Origin of the sequence: Dyella amyloliquefaciens, assembly GCF_004296575.1 — a bacterium.
Taxonomy (GTDB): domain Bacteria; phylum Pseudomonadota; class Gammaproteobacteria; order Xanthomonadales; family Rhodanobacteraceae; genus Dyella; species Dyella amyloliquefaciens.
The window spans coordinates 237,988-260,215 of record NZ_SAYT01000007.1 but is presented as its reverse complement, the minus strand read 5'-3'; the positions used below and the strand labels follow the sequence as shown (position 1 = coordinate 260,215).

Below are 22,228 nucleotides of genomic sequence, written 5' to 3'. Positions count from 1 at the left end.
GCGAGAGGGGATTGCCGCTCAATGCGGATATTCCGACTTGCGCGCCCTGCTGATCGCCTCGAGCACAGGGCGCGGCAGGTGATCGGTATCCAGGATGACCTTGCCCGCATGCACCGTGCGCACGCCGTGCGCGGGGATCAGAAAGTCGCCTGAGTTTTCTATATAGACGACGATCGCGTTCTCCTCGGGCAATAGCCGCCTTACCGCGCCCACCCCGTCCTCGCCATCGGCGACGAACACCAGCGAACCTTCTTCGATCGACTCGGCCATGGTCGGCCTCCACGCGTGGTCCGGAAGCAAATCGTCGGCAAGCATCCGTGGGGCCGATGTGAATCGCTTGCGCGAGGCATTCAGCCCGATCGTCACACGGCCATCACCGGGTGCGGCGCGAAGCTCAAAGGGTTGTGCTCCCGCTCCGCCAGTCGATAGCTGCCGCCTATGGAATGCATCGAAACAATCGAATTCCCCCACGGGGAATGCGTGCGTACATTGGTTGAGAAGCCAGCTGTCGCCAGCCATCCCCTGCCGCAAGGAACCGCAGCCATGGGAAGCATTCGCAAACGCTCCGCCCCCATCCCGGGTAAGGCGCCCTGTGCGGCCGAAACCCGAGGCCTCCCGAAGCCGGTGCGTCGCCCGGCGCGTGGACATGCATACCCTTTTTTCCGTGCTCGGACTTCAGACAGTCCCGAGTCGTTGGATCCCCGTGGCCAAAGGTAGAGAACCCATGTCAGCTCAAATGCAATGCCCGTTCCACAACACCGCCGGCACCGGTACCACCAACCGCGACTGGTGGCCGGAACAACTGAACCTGAAGATCCTGTCCCAGCACTCGGCCAGGACTGACCCCATGGGCCAGGAGTTCGAGTACGCCAAGGAGTTCAAGACCCTCGACTTCGGCGCCGTGAAGAAGGATCTGCATGCGCTGATGACCGATTCGCAGGACTGGTGGCCCGCAGACTTCGGCCACTATGGCCCACTCTTCATCCGCATGGCCTGGCACGCTGCCGGTACTTACCGCATCGGCGATGGTCGTGGCGGCGCCGGCAGTGGTCAGCAGCGTTTCGCACCGCTCAACAGCTGGCCCGATAACGTCAGCCTCGACAAGGCCCGCCGCCTGCTGTGGCCGATCAAGCAGAAGTACGGCCGCAAGCTCTCCTGGGCTGACCTGCTGGTGCTCACCGGCAACGTCGCGCTGGAATCGATGGGCTTCAAGACGGTCGGTTTCGGCGGCGGCCGCCCCGACGTGTGGGAGCCCGATGACGACGTGTATTGGGGCAACGAGAAAACCTGGCTGGGCGGAGACATCCGTTACGGCAAGGGGCCGGGCGGCGAAAAGGAAGCCGTGCTGGTAGCGGAGAAGGAGCTGCATGGCAGCGAAACCAGCCGCACCGACCATGGGCGCAACCTGGAAAACCCGCTGGCGGCGGTGCAGATGGGCCTGATCTACGTGAACCCGGAAGGCCCGGACGGCCATCCCGACCCGGCAGCCGCGGCACACGACATCCGCGACACCTTCGGTCGCATGGCGATGAATGATGAGGAGACCGTCGCACTGATCGCGGGCGGCCATACCTTCGGCAAGACCCACGGTGCTGGTCCGGCGACCCATGTGGGCGCCGAGCCGGAGGCAGCCGGCCTCGAGGAACAGGGTCTGGGCTGGCGCAGCAGCTTCCGCTCTGGCGTGGGCGGCGACACGATCACCAGCGGCCTGGAAGTCACCTGGTCGCAGACGCCGACCCAGTGGAGCAACTACTTCTTCGACAACCTGTTCGGCTACGAGTGGGAGCTGACCAAGAGCCCCGCCGGTGCGAACCAGTGGACGCCGAAGAACGGTGCTGGCGCAGGCACCATTCCCGACGCGCATGACTCAGGCAAGAAGCATTCGCCGACCATGCTGACCACGGACCTTTCGCTGCGCGTCGATCCCGCCTACGAGAAGATCTCGCGCCGCTTCCACCAGCATCCGGAAGAGCTGGCCGATGCGTTCGCCCGCGCCTGGTTCAAGCTGACCCATCGCGACATGGGGCCGCGTGCCCGCTATCTGGGCCCGGAAGTCCCCAAGGAAGACTTCATCTGGCAGGACCCGGTCCCGGCGGTCGATCACCCGCTGGTCGATGACAAGGACGTCGCCTCGCTCAAGGCCAAGATCCTCGCCTCGGGCCTGTCGGTTGCGGAGCTGGTTTCCACGGCATGGGCGTCGGCTTCCACCTTCCGCGGTTCGGACAAGCGTGGCGGCGCCAATGGCGCGCGCATCCGCCTCGCGCCGCAGAAGGATTGGGCAGCCAACGAACCGCAGCAGCTGGCGAAGGTGCTGAAGGCGTTGGAAGGCGTGCAGCGCGACTTCAACGGCAGCGCGTCGGGCGGCAAGAAGGTGTCGCTCGCCGACCTGATCGTGCTCGGAGGCAACGCCGCCATCGAGCAGGCTGCGAAGAGCGGTGGCGTCAACGTCACCGTTCCGTTCTCGCCGGGCCGCACGGACGCCTCGCAGGAGCAGACCGACGTGGAATCGTTCGAGGTGCTCGAGCCGCTGGCCGATGGTTTCCGCAACTTCCTCAAGGGTCGTTACAGCGTGCCTGCCGAGAAGTTGCTGGTGAACAGGGCGCAGCTGCTCACGCTTACCGCACCGGAAATGACGGTACTGGTCGGCGGCATGCGCGTGCTGGACACCAACATCGGCCACAGCAAGCACGGCGTCTTCACCAAGCACCCGGGTTCGCTGACCAACGACTTCTTCGTGAACCTGCTCGACATGGGTACGGCGTGGAAGCCGACCACGGAGGCTGGCGAGCAATTCGAAGGCAGCGACCGCAAGACGGGCGCCGCACGCTGGACTGGTACGCGCATCGACCTCATCTTCGGTTCCAACTCGCAGTTGCGTGCGGTGGCCGAGGTTTACGGCAGCGCGGACGCCAAGGAGAAGTTCGTGAAGGACTTCGTCGCGGCCTGGACCAAGGTGATGAACCTCGACCGCTTCGACCTGCCCTGATCAGCCAGGAAGGCGCAAAGCAAAGGGCGGTCATCCCACGGGATGGCCGCCCTCTTTCATGCCGGCACGAGGGGATGCCGGCAAATGTCAGGCGGCGAGCTCCGGCACGCTGCCGTTTCCGGTGGCCTCGATGGTCGCATTGGCCAGCATCGCCGGAATGGTCTCCACCGGTACCGACACCGGCAGGCTGACGACGTTGGCAATCTCGCGTGCAGGCAACCGCCCCAGCTGTACCAGGCGACCAATACTGCGCGCTACCTCCGCCTGCCCGAACGGCTTGCTGATGAAATCATCCGCGCCGAAGCGCTGCACGTAGAACTGCTCGGTCGCCTGCTGGTTGCCGCTGATCATCACGATGGGGATGTGCTGGGTCGCCGGGTCATGGCGCAGCGAGCGCAACACGGAGAAACCGTTGATGCCGGGCAGGACGATGTCCAGGAAGATCATGGACGGCGGTTCCGCGCGGGCCATGTCCAGCGCACTCTCGCCATCCGCCGCCCGCGCCACCTCGTAACCGTCGACCTCGAGCATCCGTCCGAGCACCGCCCGGATCGTCGCCGAATCGTCCACGACCAGCACCCGCGCTCCCAGCGTCGTCTTGCGCATTGAGTCCAGTGCCGGCTCTTGCGCCGCACCACCCAGCAATCGCTTCAGAAAGGCCAAGCCCGTCATTGTCGTCCTCCCACATCACGTCCAAGGGGGAACCGTCTCTTTCGCGGCTCTTCCGGTGGAGATGCTCCCGCAGAATGCGGCCGCATTCTGCGATGGGTGACTCACATGGAATCCTTAAGGCGTCGCAATTCTCGACGTGCCTGCTTGTCCGGACGCCTCGGAGGCGCCATGGCGCCGACCAGCTTACGCTGGGCCTTCGCCGCCTCGCGCGCCGCCGCACTGGCTTCCGATTCGCGATAGAGCGCCTGGGCTACGGTGGCCGGGCCTCTTTTTTCGGAAAGGCCCAGCACCTCGACCTCAAGGCGCTCCTCTCCTCGACTGATGCGAAATACGTCGCCCACCTGCACCGCTTTGGCCGGCTTGCAGTTGGCGTCATTGAGGTCGATCTTGCCGCCGTCGATGGCTTGCTTGGCCAGGCTGCGTGTCTTGAAGAATCGCGCGGCCCAGAGCCAGACGTCGGCGCGCACCAGGAGAACATGGGGAGATGGAGCAGATGACATGAGCTCATTGTCGCTCATCTGCGCTTCCTGGCGCCCCCGGGCCCTCTATTTGTAGGAGCGCACCCAGTGCGCGAAAGCCTGCGAAGCGGTAATGACGAAACGCTGCGGTCGCCCACTGGGTGGGCTCCTACAAAAAAAAATATACCGAGCCGCCACGCCACACCTGTAGAAGCGCACCCAGTGCGCGATAAGCCTACGAAGCGATAACGGCAAAACGCTGCGGTCGCCCACTGGGTAGGCTCCTACAAAAAACGACCGAACCACCACGCCACACCTGTAGGAGCGCACCCAGTGCGCGATAAGCCTGCGAAACGGTAACGACGAAACGCTGCGGTCGCCCACTGGGTGGGCTCCTACAAAAAAAGACCGAACCGCCACGTCACACCTGTAGGAGCGCACCCAGTGCGCGATAAGCCTACGAAGCGATAACGGCAAAACGCTGCGGTCGCCCACTGGGTGGGCTCCTACAAAAAAAAATATACCGAGCCGCCACGCCACACCTGTAGAAGCGCACCCAGTGCGCGATAAGCCTACGAAGCGGTAACGACGAAACGCTGCGGTCGCCCACTGGGTGGGCTCCTACAAAAAAAGACCGAACCGCCACGCCACACCTGTAGGAGCGCACCCAGTGCGCGAAAGGCCTACGGAGCGGAAAAGACGAGATCTCCCTTCACCCGAAAATCGCCCCTATCAAAGCGGCGTTCCCTGATGAAACACCATCTGCCACTGCCCCTCATGCAGCCGCCAGATCGAACTGCGCAGCGAATCGGCGGCGGGGCGCGCGGCAGTAGCGACTCGGTGCGCGCGATACGTCAGCAACGCCGCACCGTCGGCGAGCAGGGTCAGGCGAAAATCGTTCGCCTCACGCGGCGAGAACGCCTCGTCCTTCAGCGCGTCGATCACCGCCTCCCGCGTCCACACCGTGCCCGACACGCCGAACTCGAAGAAATCCCCGGCGATCAGCCTCCGCAAGGCGTCCGCATCGGCACGTACGTCCTGCCGGTGCAGCTGTGTTTCAAGGTCGATCAGATGCGCCTCGAGATCCATGGAATGCCTACCCTCCCAGCCACAGGTTGCCCAGGGGAACGGTGATCAGCGACAACACGATGCCCGCACCCAGGATCGTATTCGCCAGCGCCGGCTCCAGCCTGTACTCGTCGGCGAGAATGGTCGCCGACACCATCGGCGCCATCGCGGCCTGCAACACGCCCACGGTCAGGGGCAGTCCGCCGACGCCGGCAGCCACGCCCAATCCCCATGCGGCCAGCGGCGCCAGCAGCAGCTTCCACCCCAGGCCGACCACCAACGCGGAGAGCTGCTTTTCGCCAAGCTGAAACTTGAACTGCAGGCCGACCGAGAACAGCGCCAACGGGGTCAACGTCGCGCCAATGGGTGCGAGCACACTGTCTGCCGCTTCCGGCCAGCCGCCCAAAGCCCCCACCACGAGGGCCAGCACGAGGCAGAGAAACGCGGGAAAAGTGAGGATGCGTCGTGCGATGGCTTTCACCTCCGGCGATTTGCCGGCGTATATCGACGCCACCGCCACGCCTGCCGAAGCCAGCAATGGAAAACAGCCCAGCTGGTCCGCCACGACAGCGACCGCCAGACCTTCCTTGCCGTGCATCGCCTGCATCATGGGATACCCCATGAACGAGGTATTGCCCAGGCCGCACACCAGCGTCACCGCACCGATACGCGCGCGCGACCAACCCAGCCACGCACCCACGCACGCCGCCAGCAGCCACGCACCGAAAAACACCACCCACATCGCGACCGCCGGGAACCACAGCTGCGTGCCGATCTTGAGCCGCGGCACGAGTTCCAGCACCAGCGCCGGCAGTGCGATGTTGATCAACCACCAGTTGATGCCGTGCACGGTGCCCGCCGGCGGCTTGGCGAAGCGCGCGACCAGTGCACCGAGCAACAGGCAGGCGAACAGCAGCAGCAAGGCGCCCATGGGTCTTCCGTGCAAAGAAACGGCCGCAGTATAGCGGCCGTCGGTCAGGAGCCCTTTGCTCAAACGGCGGGGAGGAAAGGCTCCTCTCCGCACTCCCGGTCAATCCTGCTCACGCAGGACTGACCAGGCCATGCCTGGACGCCCTCAGCCCACGATCAGGCGATTGAGGCGCTGTACGAAGGCCGCCGGATCGGGCAGCTGAGCGCCCGCCGCGATCTCGGCCTGGTCGAGCAACAGGTTGGCAAGGTCGGCGGCCTTGCCCGAGTCACCCTCGCTCTCCACGCGCTTGAGCAAGGGATGCTGCGGATTGATCTCCAGCGTCGGCTTGCTTTCCGGCATCTCGTGACCCGCCTCGCGCAACAGCCGCGCCAGGTGCGGCGCCATCTCGAAATCGGACAGCGCCAGGCACGACGGCGAGTCAGTGAGGCGTGCGGACACGCGCACCTCGTTCACGCGATCGCCCAGCAGGTCCTTGAGCTTCTTCAGCACCGGCTCGGCCGCCTTGTTGGCTTCCTCCTGCTGCTTCTTGCCGGCATCGTCCAGCGGCAACTCGCCCTTGGCCACGTTGCGGAGCTTCTTGTCCGCATATTCGTTGAGGCTGCCGAGCATCCATTCGTCGACGCGGTCGGACATCAGCAGCACTTCGATGCCCTTGGCCTTGAACGCTTCGAGCTGCGGGCTGCCCATGGCGGCGGTGTAGCTGTCCGCCGTAATGAACCAGATGGTGTCCTGACCCACTTCCATGCGGCCGATGTAGTCGTCCAGCGACACCGACTGCTTCGCGCCCTCACCCTTGGTCGAAGCAAAACGCAGCAGCTTGGCGATGCGCTCGCGATTGCCCGCGTCTTCCACGATGCCCTCCTTCAGCGTATTGCCGAAGGACTTGTAGAAGGTGGCGAACTTCTCGGGTTCGTCGCGCGAAAGCTTCTCGATGAGATCGAGCACGCGCTTCACGCAGGCCGCACGGATGCGCTCGAGCTGGCGATTGTGCTGCAGGATCTCGCGGCTTACGTTGAGCGGCAGGTCGTCGGCGTCCACCACGCCGCGCACGAAGCGCAGGTAGTTCGGCAACAGGTCTTCGGCCGCGTCCATGATGAAGACGCGCTTGATGTAGAGCTTGAGGCCCTTGCGCTCGTCGCGTCCGCCCATCATCAGGTCGAACGGCGGCTGCTCGGGAAGATACAGCAGCGTGGTGAAGCTCTGGCTGCCTTCCACACGGTTGTGGGTCCACGCGAGCGCGTCGTTGAAGTCGTGGCCCAACGACTTGTAGAAGCTCTGGTATTCCTCGTCGGAAATCTCGCTGCGCGACTTCGCCCACAGCGCCGAGGCGTCGTTGATGGTTTCCCACTCGTCCGAAGGCTTGCCGTCCTTTTCCTCCGGCATGCGGATCGGGAAGGCCACGTGATCGGAGTACTTGCGGATCAGCGAGCGCAGCTCCCAGCCCTTGAGGAATTCATCTTCGTCGGCCTTCAGGTGCAGGATCACCGACGTACCGCGTTCCGTCAGATCGACCTGGGTCAAGCTGTACTCGCCCTTGCCGTCGCTTTCCCACTTCACGCCCTCGCCCACCGGCTGGTCAGCACGGCGGCTCAGCACGGTAACGCGGTCGGCCACCACGAAGGCGGAATAGAAACCCACGCCGAACTGGCCGATCAAGCGCGCGTCGGTCTTCTGCTCGGCACTCATCGCCTCCAGGAAACGGCGCGTACCCGAGCTCGCGATGGTGCCGATGTTCGCCACCACTTCGTCGCGCGTCATGCCGATGCCGTTGTCGCGCACGGTGACGGTACGTGCTTCCGGGTCCCAGCTGACGTGGATCTGCAGGTCACCGTCGCCGGACAGCAGGTCCGGGTTGCCGATTGATTCGAAGCGAAGCTTGTCGCAGGCGTCGGAGGCGTTGGAGATCAGCTCGCGCAGGAAAATCTCCTTGTGCGAGTACAGCGAATGCGTGACCAGGTGCAGGACCTGGGCGACTTCGGCTTCGAATTTGCGGGTTTCGGGCGCGGCGTTCGTCATACGGAAAGGCTCATGCGGAAATCGGGCAAGGGGAAGGACATACAAGCGAAGGGGCCGACGAATCGGCCCCTCAGGCTACCGCCTTCGCTGGGAAGGCGGGTGAAGATCAGGCGTTGGTCGCGCTCTGCAGCGCGGCGATGCGCTCTTCCAGCGGCGGGTGGCTCATGAACAGGCGCTTGAAGCCCGTGGCCAGATGGCCGGAGATACCGAACGCGGCGATGGTCTGCGGCAAGGTGCTTTCACCGTGCTGCACCTGCAGGCGCTGCAGGGCGGAGATCATCGCACCGCGGCCGGCCAGCTTGGCGCCCGCCGCATCGGCGCGGAATTCGCGCCAGCGCGAGAAGGCCATCACGATCATCGAGGCGAACAGGCCGAACACCAGCTGCAGCACCATCACCGACATGAAGTAGCCGATGCCGCCACCGCCGTCGCGGTCACGACCGCCCGACAGCCAGCTGTCGACCAGCCGCCCAACCACACGGGCAGCCACGATCACCAGCGTGTTCACCACGCCCTGGATCAGCGTCAGCGTGACCATGTCGCCGTTGGCGATGTGGCCGATCTCGTGACCCAGCACGGCCGCGACCTGCTCGCGATCCATCTGCTGCAGCAGGCCCGTGCTCACCGCCACCAGCGAGCTGTTCTTGGTCATGCCGGTGGCGAAGGCGTTCATTTCCGGCGCGTCGTAGATCGCCACCTCGGGCATGCCGATGCCTGCGTTCTGTGCATGGCGACGCACGGTCTCCACCAGCCAGCGCTCGGCTTCGTTCTGCGGCTGCTCGATCACGCGGGCGCCGGTGGACATCTTGGCCATCCACTTGGACATGGCCAGCGAGATGAAGGCGCCGCCCATGCCGAACACGGCGGCATAGATCAGCAAGCCTCCCATGCCGCCGTAACCACGGGCGGCGGCCCACTGATCGACGCCAAACAGATGGCAGACGATGCTCAGCAGGAACAGGACGGCGATATTGGTAAGCAGGAACAGTGCGATGCGACGCATGGCTGTCTCTTTGGCAGTCATGAAGGAACACAGACGGCTCTCGCCGTCACCCAAGGATCGTGGCGAAATCTTGCGGTTTCAAGGCCACCCAGTTGGAACCTCGCCATTATGCGCGGTCGACGTTCATGCAGGTTCGTGCCGTCGTTCCCGAGCAGGGTGTCGAACCACGCACGAGGTACGCGCCAACAGAGAAGGGCTTCCTTCGTACAATGACCGGATGACCTACCGCGGACGTTTCGCCCCTTCTCCGACCGGCCATTTGCATTTCGGTTCACTCGTCGCCGCGGTGGGCAGCTGGCTGTGTGCCCGTCATGCCGGTGGGCAATGGTTGCTGAGGGTGGAAGACATCGACCCGCCCCGCGAGATGCCAGGGTCCGCCGAAAGCATCCTGGCCGCCTTGCCCGCCTTCGGGCTGATGGCGGACGGCCCCGCCCTGTTCCAGTCGAACCGGCAGGCCGCCTACGACGCCGCATTCGAGCAACTCAAGGCGACCGACCAGGTCTTTCCGTGCTGGTGCAGCCGCAATGACCTGGCCGGTGGCCTGCATCTGGACGGACGCTGCCTGGCCGCTCCCAGCCCGGGGCGGGAACCGGCCTGGCGGCTGCGCGTCCCGGACATCGACGTCAGCTTCGACGACGCCCTGCAAGGCCCCCAGGCCCAGAACCTGCGCAGCACGGCGGGCGACTTCGTGATTCGCCGGGTCGAGGGCTATTACGCCTACCAACTGGCCTGCGTGGTGGACGATGCCTCCCAGGGCATCACCGAAGTCGTGCGCGGCAACGACCTGCTCGACTCCACGCCGCGTCAGATCTTCCTGCAGCGTTGCCTGAATCTGCCCACGCCCAGCTACCTGCACCTGCCACTGGCGCTGGACGGCAGCGGGCGCAAACTCTCCAAGTCCGAGCAGGCGCATCCGGTCGACCCTACGGATCCCCTGCCCGCGCTGGGGCGGGCCCTGGCGTTCCTCGAGTTGCCGGTGTCGTCCACGGCCCGGGAGCCAGGCGACCTGCTTGACCATGCGCTCGAGCGATTCGACCCCACGCGCTTGCCGCACTGCAGCGAACGCATGGCCGCCTAAACGACGCCCAACCTTCGGTCGGCAAACTCACCTCACGTTGCCGTCGAATTTGCGTATGCTCCGTAGACGTTTTGCCATGTAGAACGGTTACACATGGCGTCGCCCGGCAACGGGGCGAACAGGCACCAGTCATCATTCGGAGAACAGGCATGACGCAGCGCACGGCATTGGTCACTGGCGGCACGGGCGGAATCGGCACCGCGATCATCCGGTATCTGGCCCGCCAGGGGCATCGGGTCGCCACCAACTATCGCGACCAGGCCAAGGCGGAAGCGATGAAGGAAATGATGGCGAAGGAAGGCATCGAGGTGATGCTGGTGCCCGGCGACGTGAAGGATCCCGACTCCTGCGAAGACATGGTGCGCATCATCGAGGCCGCCATGGGCCCGATCGGGATTCTGGTCAACAACGCGGGCATCACCCGCGACACCACCTTCCACAAGATGACCTATCCGCAGTGGATGGAAGTGGTGAACACCAACCTCAACGCCTGCTTCAACGTGACGCGCCCCGTGATCGAAGGCATGCGCACGCACAAGTGGGGCCGCATCGTGCAGATCAGCTCGATCAACGGCCAAAAGGGTCAATACGGCCAGGCCAACTACGCCGCGGCGAAAGCCGGCATGCACGGCTTCACCATCTCGCTGGCACAGGAGAACGCCAAGTTCGGCATCACCGTGAACACGGTGTCGCCCGGCTACGTGGGCACCGACATGGTGATGGCCGTGCCGGAGGAAGTGCGCGAGAAGATCATTGCGCAGATCCCGGTGGGGCGCCTCGGCAAGCCCGAGGAGATCGCCCACGCCGTGGCCTTCCTCACCGGCGAAGAAGCGGCCTGGATCACGGGTGCCAACCTGTCGATCAACGGCGGCCACTACATGGGCTGGTAAGCCCGGCCCGAAAGACCGTGGGCAGCAACGAAAAAGCGCCGGCATGACCGGCGCTTTTTCGTTTCCTATTTCCCGTCCTGAAGCAGCCGTTCCATCACCCGGCCCACTGCCGCGAACGCGAATGCGCCGGTGACGTGGGTAGCGGCGCCCAGGCCGCCGCCGCAGGCGAGGTTCAGCGCCTCGGTACCGTTGGCCACCGGCGGACGCGTGCCGCACACCGTACCGTCCGGCTGCGGGTACTGGACGTTCTGCAGCGAGTACACGGCCGACACGCCGAAATAGCGATCCGGGTTGCGCGGGAAACCGAAATCCTGGCGGAGCTTTTTGCGGATCAGGCTGAACATTGCATCGTGCTCGGTGCGCGACAGGTCGCGCACGCGGATCTGCGTGGCATCGGTGCGGCCACCGGCCGAACCCACCGTCACCATCGGCAACTTGCGACGGCGGCACCAGGCGATGGCCTCCAGCTTCACGCGGAATGCATCGCACGCATCCAGCACCACGTCGTAGCCACGGTCGAGCAGCTCGTCCAGCGTGGACGTGGTGAGGAAGCGCTCGATCGCGTCGACCTTGATGGCCGGATTGATCGCGCGCAGGCGCTTTTCGATCACGCCGACCTTGGACTTGCCGAACTCGCCATTGAGCGCATGCAACTGGCGATTGGTGTTGGACACGCAGATGTCGTCAGCATCGATCAGCGTGAGATGCCCCACCCCGCTGCGCGCCAGCGCCTCGGCCGCCCACGAACCCACGCCACCGATGCCGATCACGCACACATGGGCCTGGGCCAGCCGATCGATCGTGCCGGTGCCGTACAGGCGCTCCACGCCGGCAAAACGCTCGCGCGGAAACGCCACCTCGCCCGCGGGCGTGGCATCAGGGGTATGTCGCGCTATGGCCACACCGGCCGCGCCATCAGGGTGCTTCACAAGGAACCTACCAACATCTTGAAGACAGTACATTTTAGCGGGAGGCGCGCCGCCGTGCAGGGCGCCGGTTATGCTTGGCCTCTTTGTGCCATTTCGCGGGAATCCATCGCATGCGCGCTGCTCTACTGATCGTGCTCGGCCTCTTCATCGGCATCGTCGGCACGGTGTTCGCCCTCAACGCATTACGCCAGCACCAGCCGCTGTCCCATTCGGTGATGTCGCTGATGGACCACCACGCCGGCGAACTTCGCGCCGCCCTCAAGGCCCAGCACTGCGATGCCACCCCCGTGCGCCAGCACCTCACCCGCTTGCTGGAAACCCAGGCCGACATCGGCGATGCCTTCCCTGGTGTCGACCAGCCCTTCCTGGACGAAGCGAAGAAGCTGCACGACAAGACCCAGGCCGCCATCGACGCCGCACCGGCTGACTGCAAGGCGCTTGCCGCGGTGCTCAAGCCGATCGGCGAGACCTGCCAGTCCTGCCACCAGCAATACCGCTGAGCGCCCCAAATAACCTGTAGGAGCGCACCCAGTGCGCGACCGCGGAGTTTCGGCACCTCCGCTCCGTCGGCTTTTCGCGCACTGGGTGCGCTCCTACAAAAGAGCGGCTGGGCGATTTCTCAGAGCTTGATCCTGCCCCGCAGGATGTCCCAGTACATCACCCAATCACCCATCAGGCTGTAGAGCGGATGGGTGAAGGTGGCGGGCCGGTTCTTCTCGAACACGAAATGGCCGATCCAGGCGAAGCCATAACCCGCCACCGGCGCCGCCAGCAGCCACCAGGCGTTGCCTGTCACCAGCGCGACCACGATCACCCCCAGCACCAGCGAGCTGCCGATGAAATGCATGCGGCGGCATTGACGGTCGCTGTGCTCGTTCAGATAGAACGGATAGAAATCGCGGAAGCTGGCATAGCCGGACATGCAGTTCACCCCTGTCGTGACGGCGACAGCGTAAACCGGCGCGCCCGACCATGCATGCGCCCTTGCAGCATCGAGATCAGGGCGGCAGCGGGATGAACTCCGCCTCGTCGCCAACCACCGTGCCCATGCGCTGCGCTGCCCAGTCGGCCTTGGCCTGCTCGATGCGCTCGCGGCTGCTGGCGACGAAGTTCCACCACAGGTGCCGCTCGCCATCCAGCGGCGCACCGCCGAACAACATCACCCGGCTGGCCGTGCGTGCGCGCAGCGGTGGCGAATCCGGACCAGTCTGCACGGCGGCCTGCATCGGCTTCACCGAGACACCATCCCATTCCACCTCGCCGTCGACCACGCATACGCCACGTTCCACGTGATCCTCGGGCCAGGACAGCTCGGCGCCCGCCTCCAGCGTGGCCTCGATGAAGAACATCGGGGCGAATACCTTCACCGGCGATTGCTGCCCGTAGCCCGTGCCCGCGATCAGCACCAGCTTCGCACCCGGCAATGCGATGCGCGGCAGCTCCTCGGCGTCGTGGTGATGGAACTCCGGCTCCACCTCCGCATCCTTCTGCGGCAAAGCCACCCACACCTGGATGCCATGCGCACGCTGTCCGCCACCGCGCGCTTCGGGCGGCGTGCGCTCCGAATGCACGATGCCGCGCCCGGCCGTCATCCAGTTCACCTCGCCCGGGCGGATATCCGCGATGCTGCCGAGGCTGTCGCGATGACGGATCACGCCTTCGAACAACCACGTCACCGTGGCCAGCCCGATATGCGGATGCGGGCGTACGTCCATGCCCTTGTCCTCGAGGAAAGTCACGGGGCCCATGTAGTCGAAGAACACGAACGGCCCCACATGCCGTGCCTGCAGTACGGGCAACAGGCGTCGCACATTGAAGCCATCGCCCAGGTCGTGTACACGACCGTCGATCAGGATCGGCTGCTGTTCCATGTCGGCTCCTCTGGTTACCACGCCCGCTGATATTGCACCGGTGCCGTGATCGACACCCCCAGTTCCTGCGCCGCACGGCGCGGGAAATAAGGATCGCGCAGGCTCTCTCGCGCGATCAGCACCACGTCGGCGGCGCCCTCGTCGATGATGCGCGCGGCATGTGTGGATTCGGTGATGAGCCCCACCGCGCCCGTCGCAATGTCGGCATCGTGCCGAATGCGCGAAGCGAACGGCACCTGGTAACCGGGCGACACCGGAATCTTGGCGTGCGGGATCAATCCTCCGCTGGAGACGTCGATGAGATCGATGCCGAGCGGCTTGACGTCGCGCGCCAGCTGCACGCTCTGCTCGACGTCCCAGCCGCCATCGGTCCAGTCCGTGGCGGAGACGCGCAGCCACAGTGGCAGATGTTCCGACCACACTTCGCGCACGGCGCTGACCACTTCGCGCACGAGGCGTGTGCGGTTCTCGAAACTGCCACCGTAGGCGTCGGTGCGATGGTTGCTCAACGGCGACATGAACTGGTGCAGCAGGTAGCCATGGGCCGCATGCACTTCGACGAGCTGGAACCCAGCCTCGAGCGCCCGCACCGCCGCCGCACGGAAGTCCGCGATGACCTTGGCGATGCCGGCCGCATCGAGCGCCCGGGGCACGTGCCAGTGCGCGTCAAACGGCACGGCGGACGGCGCCACGGTCTGCCAGGCGCCAGCGTCCGCCGCCAGCGGATGACCACCCTCCCATGGCGGCAACACGCTGGCCTTGCGGCCGGCATGCGCCAACTGCACGCCCGCGACAGCGCCTTGCGCGGTCAGGAACCGGGTGATCGGCTGCCACGCGGCGAGCTGCGCGTCGTTCCACAAACCGACGTCGCCGGCCGAGATGCGCCCCTCCGCCGATACGGCAGTCGCTTCCGCTATCACCGCACCTGCACCGCCCACGGCGCGGCTGCCGAGATGGACCAGATGCCAGTCATCGGGCACGCCCTCGTTGGCCGAGTACTGGCACATGGGCGCGATCGCCAGGCGATTGCGCAGGGAAAGGCCGCGTTGGGCGAGAGGCGTAAAGAGATTCATCGAACCGGGTCCGTGAAAAAGATCAGGCAGACATGCCGGCGATGCGCGCCGGCTTCAAGGGTCGGAAACAGGCGACAGCCCTGCCGACCATGCCGCGATGCGCCCCGCCACCGGCCGGGGTGCCTTCATCCAGCCGAAGTGATCCGCAGGCCTGCCATCCATGTCGCGTGAGGTGATGAGCTGCTGCTCGCTACGTGTCTGCGGCATCTTGCCGAGCAACCACGACAGGGATGCTTCAGGCGCCAACCAGTCGTCAGCGAGGCGCAGGGCCAGCAGGGGCTGCGTCAGGCGTCCCAGGCGCGCCTCGAAATCGTCAGGCATACCGACGGCGGCATATCGCCCTGTGCGCCCGCTACGCGCCCAATCGTCGATCACCCCGCGCGCCTCATTGCCGCCGAAACCCATCCTGCGTCCGGGAAGGTAGCCACATAGCCGCGCCAGCCACGGTGCCGCGGTCAAGGCCAGCCAGATCAGGCGATCCTGAGGAAATTGCCGCCAGTACGGCGAGCCGCTGGCCACCAGCACCAGGCCGGCGACACGTTCCGGATGCAGGCCGGCGTAGAGCGAGGCCAGTTGAGCCCCCAGGCTATGCCCGCCGAACAGGCAGCGCGCGACCGGAAGACGTTGCCGTACAGCGGCAAGCCCCGCGGGCAGGTCGTCTTCGAGAAGATTGCGATAGCTCCAGTTCGCTTGGCGACTCGCGCGCCTATCGCTGGAGCCGATGCCGCGCCACTCGTGGATCGCCACGGCAACGCCCGATTGGGCCAGTGCTTGCGCAAGCGGCAGGTATTGCCTGGCCGACACGCCCAACGCCGGCAACCAGTAAAGCACTCGATGCGGCGAGCCCGCGGGCAACTGCAACAACACCTCGGCATATGCGCCATCGGCAGCGCGTGCAGGCAAAACTTCGCAGACCGGCAGTGATGATGTTGGAGGCAAAAGCGTGGACATGATTATCCGCATGAGAATGAAACGAAACGACGCAGGCTAACGAATCCACGCAATGGGAAAAAGCGGCGCATAAAAAAGGCCGGCTTGCGCCGGCCTTTTCTATTGGAGAGAGAGACGTAAATCAGGCAGGTGCGACTTCATCGGCTTGCAGGCCCTTCTGGCCCTGCACCACCTTGAAGCTCACCTTCTGTCCCTCCTTGAGGCTACGGAAACCCGAGCCGCTGATTGCCCTGAAATGCACGAAGACGTCGGGTCCGCTTTCACGACTTATAAAGCCAAACCCTTTGGCGTCGTTGAACCATTTGACTGTGCCAACTTCACGATCCGACATGACTCACTCCGATCTGCTCGACGCTGAGACAAGTCAGCCTCCCCTTTGGCCGACGGCTTACTGGGCATGCAGGGATCGGGTGAAGCGATGTGGACCCGGGTGGGTCACGCATCGGGCACGCACGTGACCGAGCAACCACAGTGAATCCAGCATAACGGATTTCTTTAATGGAAGTGAATGACTTTAATCATTTTCACATTTCAACGACATTTGCGAAGAAAATAAAAAAGCCAGGCATTGCTGCCTGGCTTTTTAATTGCGTTATGAATAACGCTTTTTACTGCGGCATCACTTCGTCAGCCTGCAGGCCCTTCTGGCCCTGCACGACCTTGAAGCTGACCTTCTGGCCTTCCTGCAGGCTCTTGAAGCCATTGCCCTGGATCGCGCGGAAATGCACGAAAACGTCCGGGCCGTTGTCACGGCTGATGAAGCCGAAACCCTTGGCATCGTTGAACCACTTGACGGTACCGATCTGACGATCAGACATGTAAATCACTCCGTAGGATAAAAAGACTCAACCTGCGCAACGTGCGCAGGCCGACTTACTGGTATGCAAGGAAACCCTAGGGGTGATGCGATGAGGCTAGATCGAGATCAGGCGGCATCGGGTCACAAAACTTTGGTGACCCCGGCAAACTCAGTCTATACATCATAACCGGTCCTTGGACGCATAGCTAATCGCAGGTCTTACTCAAACTGAATGAATCCCACACGACAAAACGGGGTTACCGTTTGATTTTCACGCCGTCTTCTCATTTCATCCGTTCTTTACCGTGAAGGACGAGTATGTGGATTCTGTTTCCCCTCGCAGCGGCCCATGAGACCGCCGGGGCGTCCGACCGGCCATTTGAAGGAGAAGATTCATGATGTCCCGTCGTTCCCGCCTGGCCCTGTTCTCCCTGATCGCCGGCGGCGTCGCGCTGGCCGGCTGTGCCAGCAACCCCTCCTCCACCACCACGACGACGTCGACGCACGCCAGATCGCAGACGGTGACCGGCTCAGCCTCAACCACCGCCACGCCCCGCAGCGGAGGCAACGCGACTACCCGCTCCAGGGCCGCCGCCAGCTCATCGCCTTCACCGACGACCAGCGCCCCCCAGGCCGGCAGCACCGGTATTCCGGCCTGCGACGACTATCTGGCCAGCTATGTCGCCTGTCATCGCACGGCGGCGATCTATGCGCCCGACCAGATCGAAGGGCATTACGAAGCCATGCGCGACAGCCTGATGCGTGACTCGCAGGATCCCAACACGCGGCCACAGCTCAGCGGGCGGTGTACGGCACTGGCCCAGACACTGCGCCAGGCGCTGCATGGCAAGGCCTGCGGGCCGACCAGCCCGGCTACGTCCTCTTCCGCATCGGGCACGACCCGCTGAGACTCAGCGTTCGCGCCACCATGCACGCAACGCGCCCGCAACATTGGCCGGGCGCGTTCGTCCCAGGCGAATCCTCGGCGTGCCATGCCAGTGCGCGGTCGTGCTCACGGCCTCGGCGATGTCCTGGAGCAAGCTTGGCGTCGGGTCGATACCCGGCTCGAGAAACAGCGCCTTGATTTCGAACACGCCCTCCGCCCGGTGCGCCTTCGCATCGACACGCCCCACCAGTCGTCCCCGATGCAGGATGGGCAACACGTAATAGCCGTAACGCCGCTTGGGTGCCGGCACATAGCACTCGATGGTGTATTCGAATCCGAACAATGCCTCTGCCCGCGCGCGGTCCCACACGACCGGATCGAACGGCGACAGCAACGCGGTGTAGGTGCCGCGTAGTTTCCCGCCAGCGGCCTGCGAGAGCAGGTCCGCGTGATCGGGATGTACATAGGCGGGCACGGCCCAGTCCGCCACATTCACTGCCACCAACTGCCCGGACTCGACCAACGGCGCGAGTTCGCGATCGGTGACGGCGGGCTTCAAGCGATAGTAATCGGCGATCCAGCGTGCCTGCGTCACGCCCAGTGCGCGCACGCTGTCGAGGATGAAACGCTGTCGTAGTGCGGCGTGATCCATCTGCATCAAGGTCCCGTCGAGCGGCGGATCGAGCTTGGCCAGTACCCGTTCGGCGAGATCGTAGACACGCTGGAATCGCTCGCGCCGCGTCACCATCAGCTCCCCCAGCGCAAACCACGCCTCGAGCCAACGTTTCTCGGGCTTCCACGACCACCATCCTCCAGCGCCACGCTGTTCGCTCTCGAAATCGGCGGCGCGGGCCGCGCCCGCTTCGCGGATGCGCGAAAGCACGGCATCCATGCCATCGCGGTGCTCGCGATGCATGCGCGAGGCGTGCTTGTACGCCCAGTGCATCGATCGCTGCATGCGCCAGGCCTGGTGCAACGGGAGGTCTGCAGCAGGCACGAAACACGCTTCGTGTGCCCAGCACTCGGCTACACGACCGGCCTCCAGCGCATCGTCCAGCCATTGCGGATCGTAATCACCCAGGCGGGCGTGCAGCACCATGTACGGGCTGCGCGCAATCACATGGATGCTGTCGATCTGCAGCAAGCGCATGCGCGCGATCGTCGCCACGACATCGGCAGCCCTTGCCTTTGCCCGGGGTTTGCGCAGCAGGCCTTGCGCGGCGAGGTGAAGTCGCTGCGCCTGTGCGAGCGACAGATGCAGCGACGCGCTACATGAAGGAACCGACAACGGTAACGATGACTTCACGCGTTCTCGATGCCTGTATTGAGGCGGCATTTATAGGGCCTTTGATAGCGTGGTGATCAGCGAGGAGGTGCTCTCAGCGCGATATCGCCACGTTCACCGCCCCGCGCACATCCGTCCACTAGCCACGCATTCTGGCATGGAGTAAAGACGATGAAATCACGCAAATCACTGCTCGCGCTTCTGATCGCCGGTTCTATGACGTTCGCTGGCTCGCTGCTTGCCCAGGACCAAAGCATGCAGACTCCGCCGCCACCGCCGCCGGCTCCCGCAGCGCCCATGCCTGCCACGCCACCTCCGCCGCCGGCCCCGAGGTCCGCCACCCTGCCCTCGACCGCCGCTGCGCCAGCGGCACCGACAACGACCATGCCTGCCGCAACGCCGACGCCGGCACCACCGGGAGGCACCCAGGCCAACGTCAACAGCCCGCAGGGCCAAGTGACGATTAACTCCAGCGTGCCCCCTGTGGTTGCGGGCCCCGCACCGAGCTTCGAACAACTCTCGGGCGGCACCCGCTTCATCACCGAGGACCAGGCCACTGCATATCCGCTGCTGGCCAATGACTTCCTCTACGTCGACAAGGGTCATACGGGTCACATCACCAAGGCCCAGTACGATCGCTGGTTGAACAACCAGTAAGATAGTGCTCCCCCAGCGGGCCAGTCCTGCGGACTGGCCCGCTTTTTTGCGCGACCTGCCTGCGTTCGGGCATGAGCGCTGCGAACCGGAGATTGCCGGTATCGCGCCAGACGTGGACGGAGCCCACCGATGCGATTGATTCCATGCGTGGCCGTGATGCTCGTGCTTGGCCAGCCCCTGACCGTTCGTGCGCAAAATCCGGATCCGATGGACATTCGCGCCTGCACGGCCATCGAAACCGATTCGCAACGCCTGGCCTGTTATGACCGCGCCACTGGTCGAGCCAGTCTCCCTGCCGCTCAGAAGAAGAGCGAGCCGACCACGCAGACAACCAAGTCGCCGAACGCCGCGGTTTTCGGGCACGAGGCACCAGCGCAGGCGGATACATCGCCCGAGGAGAACGAGGTGAAGTCTCTCTCGCTACTCGACAGTCGCTGGGAGCTCACACCCGAGAGCAAGCTCGGTACGTTCAACCTGCGTGGCTATAAGCCGATCACGATCATGCCGGTGTTCGCCACCAGCAACCAGAACACGCAGCCACACAGCCCGAACCCGATCAACACCGTCAACACGCCGCAGGACCTGGATAACATCGAAGCCAAGTTCCAGCTCAGCCTGAAGACCAAGGTGTGGCAGGGCGTGTTCGGTGATGCCGGCGATGTGTGGGTCGCCTATACGCAAACCTCCCACTGGCAGGTCTACAACAAGGACATCTCGCGACCGTTCCGCGAAACCAACTACGAGCCCGAGGCCATGCTGGTGTTCAACACCAACTACGACGTGGCCGGCTGGAGCGGGCGGCTGCTCGGCATCGGTGTCAATCACGAATCCAACGGCCGCTCCGACCCTTTGTCACGCAGCTGGAATCGCGTGATGGGTTATGCGGGTTTCGAGCGCGACGGCTGGACGGTGATGCTCAGGCCCTGGTGGCGCGTTCCCGAAGGCGGCACGGACGACAACAATCCCGACATCAGCAACTACATGGGCCGGGCCGACATGCAGATCATCCGCGAATGGAAGGGCCAGGAGTTTGGGCTGATGCTGCGCCATTCGCTGCGGGGCGGCAGCGAAAGCCATGGTGCCGCGCAATTCACCTGGGCATTCCCCATCGCCGGCAACCTGCGCGGCTACATGGAGCTGTTCAAGGGTTATGGTGAAAGCATGATCGACTACAACCACAACGCCACGTACCTGGGCATCGGCCTCTCGTTGCTCGATTGGTATTGACGAAGAACGCCGCCGTCGGATGCGATGGCGGCGCTCCTTTTTGCACGCTGGCGAATCAAAGACCGCCGGATACGTCGATAACGACACCGCTGGAGATCAGGGTCAGGTAGAACTGGCCACCGTCGGCACGCACCCAGCGATAACCGGGATCCGGTCGACGCAGGTGATACCGCTGGTAATCGGTGACGTAGTAGTCGCGCGAGTAGTAGCGATCCGGCAAGCGATCGCCCTTCTTGTACCAACCCTTGTGCTGCCCGTTGTCATGCCGCCCCTCGTCCTTGGGGTTGTGGCCATGATCGTGGTCGTGATCGTCCCAATGCTTGTCGTCGCCGTGTCCTTCCTGTGGACCGGCGATGGCCATCCCACTTCCGGCGAACAACACAGCCGTCGTAAAGGCAAGAATCAGCAGACGTTTCATGGAAACTCCATCCAGACAGTGAAAAGGATTTCGGCACGCATGAAATAGGTGCCGGGTGCGCGGCATCAAACCCATCCAGCGCATAGTCAACATGGCACAAACCTTCAGCCCTTGGCCGAATCCAGGCAAAACGGTGGCATGCCATGCGGGATTCGTTCATCGTCACCGCCATAGCCTCGACCTCCCTCGTTATGCGATGCACGGCACAGAATGGATGGCCAAACCGACCGCAATCGATGACTTCGTTCGCCCCTGCACGCCGAAGCTGCGAACCGCGGCCCTTTTCACGCGGGATCCGTTAGGCGACTATCCGTCGCCCGGGCGATAGCACGCCCCGCCTTTTGCTGCAGCACCGCATCGCCACTGCACAGTCCGTCAGGAACTCCCTTGGAATCACCAGGGAGTACGCACGTCCATCCTCCAAAGGCACACCATGAAAAAGCATTTGCAGCTGTTTTCATCGTTGGGCATGGCCATGATTCTTTGCATGATCAGTTCGCTTGCGTTCGCAACGGAGCCGCCCGCGGCGCCTTCCAGCGAGCAGGAGAAAACCGGACTGGCCGATACTTATGCCACCTTTGCGGGCTCTCGCAGCAATGCGCAGGCGCTCATCGAGGGGCTATTCAACGGAACCCGGGGCACGCTGGTCATGCCAACGTCGCCAACGACCCGAGCAGCACAGAGCACCTTCGCACCGAGAACCGGCAAACTGGGCTACGACAACATCAGGATGGCGCTGGCGCTCGCGCAGGCAGCCTTGCTCAAGGTGGGTATCACGCAGCCGACGGCGGGGCAGATCGAGGCAGTCTTGAATGGCGGAGCGATCATGGCGCCTGATGGTCCCGCGCAGACGCCTGGCGTGCTCGCCCTTCGCAGCCAAGGCCAGGTGTGGGGAAATATTTCCAAGGCACTGGGCGTCAAGCTCGCGGCTGACGGCAGCGTGGCCGCAGCGACCAGCCCCTGACGATCCACACGCAACACGCGGACCATTTGCGGACGGCGCACCGTTGCGATGCGCCGCTTGCGACAT

General features: G+C 64.2%; 24 protein-coding genes. 8 read left to right on the top strand and 16 right to left on the bottom strand.

The window, feature by feature from the left end; translation table 11 throughout:
• Positions 1 to 18: 18 nt before the first annotated feature.
• A complete protein-coding gene (locus tag EPB08_RS17170; protein WP_130620331.1) occupies positions 19 to 270 on the bottom strand; it encodes a hypothetical protein in 252 nt (83 codons plus the stop codon).
• 454 nt (positions 271 to 724) lie between these two features.
• Between EPB08_RS17170 and katG the strand changes: the two genes are divergently transcribed.
• Positions 725 to 2,986, top strand: coding sequence for a catalase/peroxidase HPI (gene katG / locus EPB08_RS17165; RefSeq protein ID WP_130620330.1), 2,262 nt, complete (start codon positions 725 to 727; stop codon positions 2,984 to 2,986).
• A gap of 87 nt (positions 2,987 to 3,073) precedes the next feature.
• Here katG and EPB08_RS17160 read toward each other — a convergent pair whose 3' ends face one another.
• The 6 genes from EPB08_RS17160 to htpX form a co-directional block, all read right to left on the bottom strand.
• Complete coding sequence (locus EPB08_RS17160; protein WP_130620329.1) at positions 3,074 to 3,658, bottom strand: response regulator; 585 nt, start codon at positions 3,656 to 3,658, stop codon at positions 3,074 to 3,076.
• Positions 3,659 to 3,759: 101 nt separating this feature from the next.
• Complete coding sequence (locus tag EPB08_RS17155; protein ID WP_165418525.1) at positions 3,760 to 4,176, bottom strand: RNA-binding S4 domain-containing protein; 417 nt, start codon at positions 4,174 to 4,176, stop codon at positions 3,760 to 3,762.
• Positions 4,177 to 4,848: 672 nt separating this feature from the next.
• Positions 4,849 to 5,205, bottom strand: a complete 357-nt coding sequence (locus tag EPB08_RS17150; protein ID WP_130620328.1) for a nuclear transport factor 2 family protein — start codon at positions 5,203 to 5,205, stop codon at positions 4,849 to 4,851.
• A 7-nt stretch (positions 5,206 to 5,212) separates the two neighbouring features.
• On the bottom strand, positions 5,213 to 6,115 hold the full coding sequence (locus EPB08_RS17145; protein ID WP_205746382.1) for an AEC family transporter: 903 nt from the start codon (positions 6,113 to 6,115) through the stop codon (positions 5,213 to 5,215).
• 144 nt (positions 6,116 to 6,259) lie between these two features.
• Positions 6,260 to 8,131 (bottom strand): molecular chaperone HtpG, encoded by a 1,872-nt coding sequence (gene htpG, locus EPB08_RS17140; protein ID WP_130620327.1) that lies wholly within the window; start codon positions 8,129 to 8,131, stop codon positions 6,260 to 6,262.
• Positions 8,132 to 8,237: 106 nt separating this feature from the next.
• A complete protein-coding gene (gene htpX, locus EPB08_RS17135; protein WP_130620326.1) occupies positions 8,238 to 9,134 on the bottom strand; it encodes a protease HtpX in 897 nt (298 codons plus the stop codon).
• 217 nt (positions 9,135 to 9,351) lie between these two features.
• Here htpX and gluQRS point away from each other — a divergent pair, with 217 nt between their 5' ends.
• Positions 9,352 to 10,212: a tRNA glutamyl-Q(34) synthetase GluQRS gene (gene gluQRS, locus EPB08_RS17130; RefSeq protein WP_130620325.1), complete on the top strand. Its 861-nt coding sequence runs from the start codon at positions 9,352 to 9,354 to the stop codon at positions 10,210 to 10,212.
• A 149-nt stretch (positions 10,213 to 10,361) separates the two neighbouring features.
• Positions 10,362 to 11,102, top strand: a complete 741-nt coding sequence (gene phbB / locus EPB08_RS17125; RefSeq protein WP_130620324.1) for an acetoacetyl-CoA reductase — start codon at positions 10,362 to 10,364, stop codon at positions 11,100 to 11,102.
• Positions 11,103 to 11,167: 65 nt separating this feature from the next.
• Here the strand turns inward: phbB and EPB08_RS17120 are convergent, their stop codons facing one another.
• The gene (locus EPB08_RS17120; RefSeq protein ID WP_425598266.1) at positions 11,168 to 12,031 is read right to left on the bottom strand and encodes a tRNA threonylcarbamoyladenosine dehydratase; all 864 of its coding nucleotides are present in this window, start codon (positions 12,029 to 12,031) and stop codon (positions 11,168 to 11,170) included.
• A 110-nt stretch (positions 12,032 to 12,141) separates the two neighbouring features.
• Between EPB08_RS17120 and EPB08_RS17115 the strand changes: the two genes are divergently transcribed.
• Entirely contained in the window at positions 12,142 to 12,531 is a 390-nt protein-coding gene (locus tag EPB08_RS17115) for a cytochrome c (RefSeq protein ID WP_130620323.1), read from the top strand.
• A 119-nt stretch (positions 12,532 to 12,650) separates the two neighbouring features.
• Here the strand turns inward: EPB08_RS17115 and EPB08_RS17110 are convergent, their stop codons facing one another.
• The 6 genes from EPB08_RS17110 to EPB08_RS17085 form a co-directional block, all read right to left on the bottom strand.
• Complete coding sequence (locus EPB08_RS17110; RefSeq protein WP_130620322.1) at positions 12,651 to 12,953, bottom strand: Mpo1-like protein; 303 nt, start codon at positions 12,951 to 12,953, stop codon at positions 12,651 to 12,653.
• Positions 12,954 to 13,029: 76 nt separating this feature from the next.
• Positions 13,030 to 13,902 (bottom strand): pirin family protein, encoded by an 873-nt coding sequence (locus EPB08_RS17105; RefSeq protein ID WP_130620321.1) that lies wholly within the window; start codon positions 13,900 to 13,902, stop codon positions 13,030 to 13,032.
• Between the two features lie 14 nt (positions 13,903 to 13,916).
• Positions 13,917 to 14,975, bottom strand: coding sequence for an NADH:flavin oxidoreductase/NADH oxidase (locus tag EPB08_RS17100; RefSeq protein ID WP_130620320.1), 1,059 nt, complete (start codon positions 14,973 to 14,975; stop codon positions 13,917 to 13,919).
• A 54-nt stretch (positions 14,976 to 15,029) separates the two neighbouring features.
• Positions 15,030 to 15,926 carry an alpha/beta hydrolase family protein gene (locus EPB08_RS17095; protein WP_130620319.1) on the bottom strand — a complete coding sequence of 299 codons (897 nt, stop codon included), beginning with the start codon at positions 15,924 to 15,926 and terminating at the stop codon, positions 15,030 to 15,032.
• Positions 15,927 to 16,047: 121 nt separating this feature from the next.
• Positions 16,048 to 16,257 (bottom strand): cold-shock protein, encoded by a 210-nt coding sequence (locus EPB08_RS17090; protein WP_019465668.1) that lies wholly within the window; start codon positions 16,255 to 16,257, stop codon positions 16,048 to 16,050.
• Between the two features lie 277 nt (positions 16,258 to 16,534).
• On the bottom strand, positions 16,535 to 16,744 hold the full coding sequence (locus EPB08_RS17085) for a cold-shock protein (protein WP_130620318.1): 210 nt from the start codon (positions 16,742 to 16,744) through the stop codon (positions 16,535 to 16,537).
• A 376-nt stretch (positions 16,745 to 17,120) separates the two neighbouring features.
• Here EPB08_RS17085 and EPB08_RS17080 point away from each other — a divergent pair, with 376 nt between their 5' ends.
• The gene (locus tag EPB08_RS17080; protein WP_229238386.1) at positions 17,121 to 17,633 is read left to right on the top strand and encodes a hypothetical protein; all 513 of its coding nucleotides are present in this window, start codon (positions 17,121 to 17,123) and stop codon (positions 17,631 to 17,633) included.
• A gap of 3 nt (positions 17,634 to 17,636) precedes the next feature.
• Here EPB08_RS17080 and EPB08_RS17075 read toward each other — a convergent pair whose 3' ends face one another.
• On the bottom strand, positions 17,637 to 18,917 hold the full coding sequence (locus EPB08_RS17075; RefSeq protein WP_229238385.1) for a winged helix-turn-helix domain-containing protein: 1,281 nt from the start codon (positions 18,915 to 18,917) through the stop codon (positions 17,637 to 17,639).
• A gap of 150 nt (positions 18,918 to 19,067) precedes the next feature.
• On the opposite strand from EPB08_RS17075, the gene EPB08_RS17070 reads away from it, so the two are divergent.
• The gene (locus EPB08_RS17070) at positions 19,068 to 19,553 is read left to right on the top strand and encodes a hypothetical protein (protein WP_130620316.1); all 486 of its coding nucleotides are present in this window, start codon (positions 19,068 to 19,070) and stop codon (positions 19,551 to 19,553) included.
• 129 nt (positions 19,554 to 19,682) lie between these two features.
• Complete coding sequence (locus tag EPB08_RS17065; RefSeq protein ID WP_130620315.1) at positions 19,683 to 20,780, top strand: phospholipase A; 1,098 nt, start codon at positions 19,683 to 19,685, stop codon at positions 20,778 to 20,780.
• A 55-nt stretch (positions 20,781 to 20,835) separates the two neighbouring features.
• Here the strand turns inward: EPB08_RS17065 and EPB08_RS17060 are convergent, their stop codons facing one another.
• A complete protein-coding gene (locus tag EPB08_RS17060; protein WP_165418524.1) occupies positions 20,836 to 21,198 on the bottom strand; it encodes an RcnB family protein in 363 nt (120 codons plus the stop codon).
• Positions 21,199 to 21,685: 487 nt separating this feature from the next.
• Between EPB08_RS17060 and EPB08_RS17055 the strand changes: the two genes are divergently transcribed.
• On the top strand, positions 21,686 to 22,162 hold the full coding sequence (locus tag EPB08_RS17055; RefSeq protein WP_130620313.1) for a hypothetical protein: 477 nt from the start codon (positions 21,686 to 21,688) through the stop codon (positions 22,160 to 22,162).
• Positions 22,163 to 22,228 lie beyond the last annotated feature (66 nt).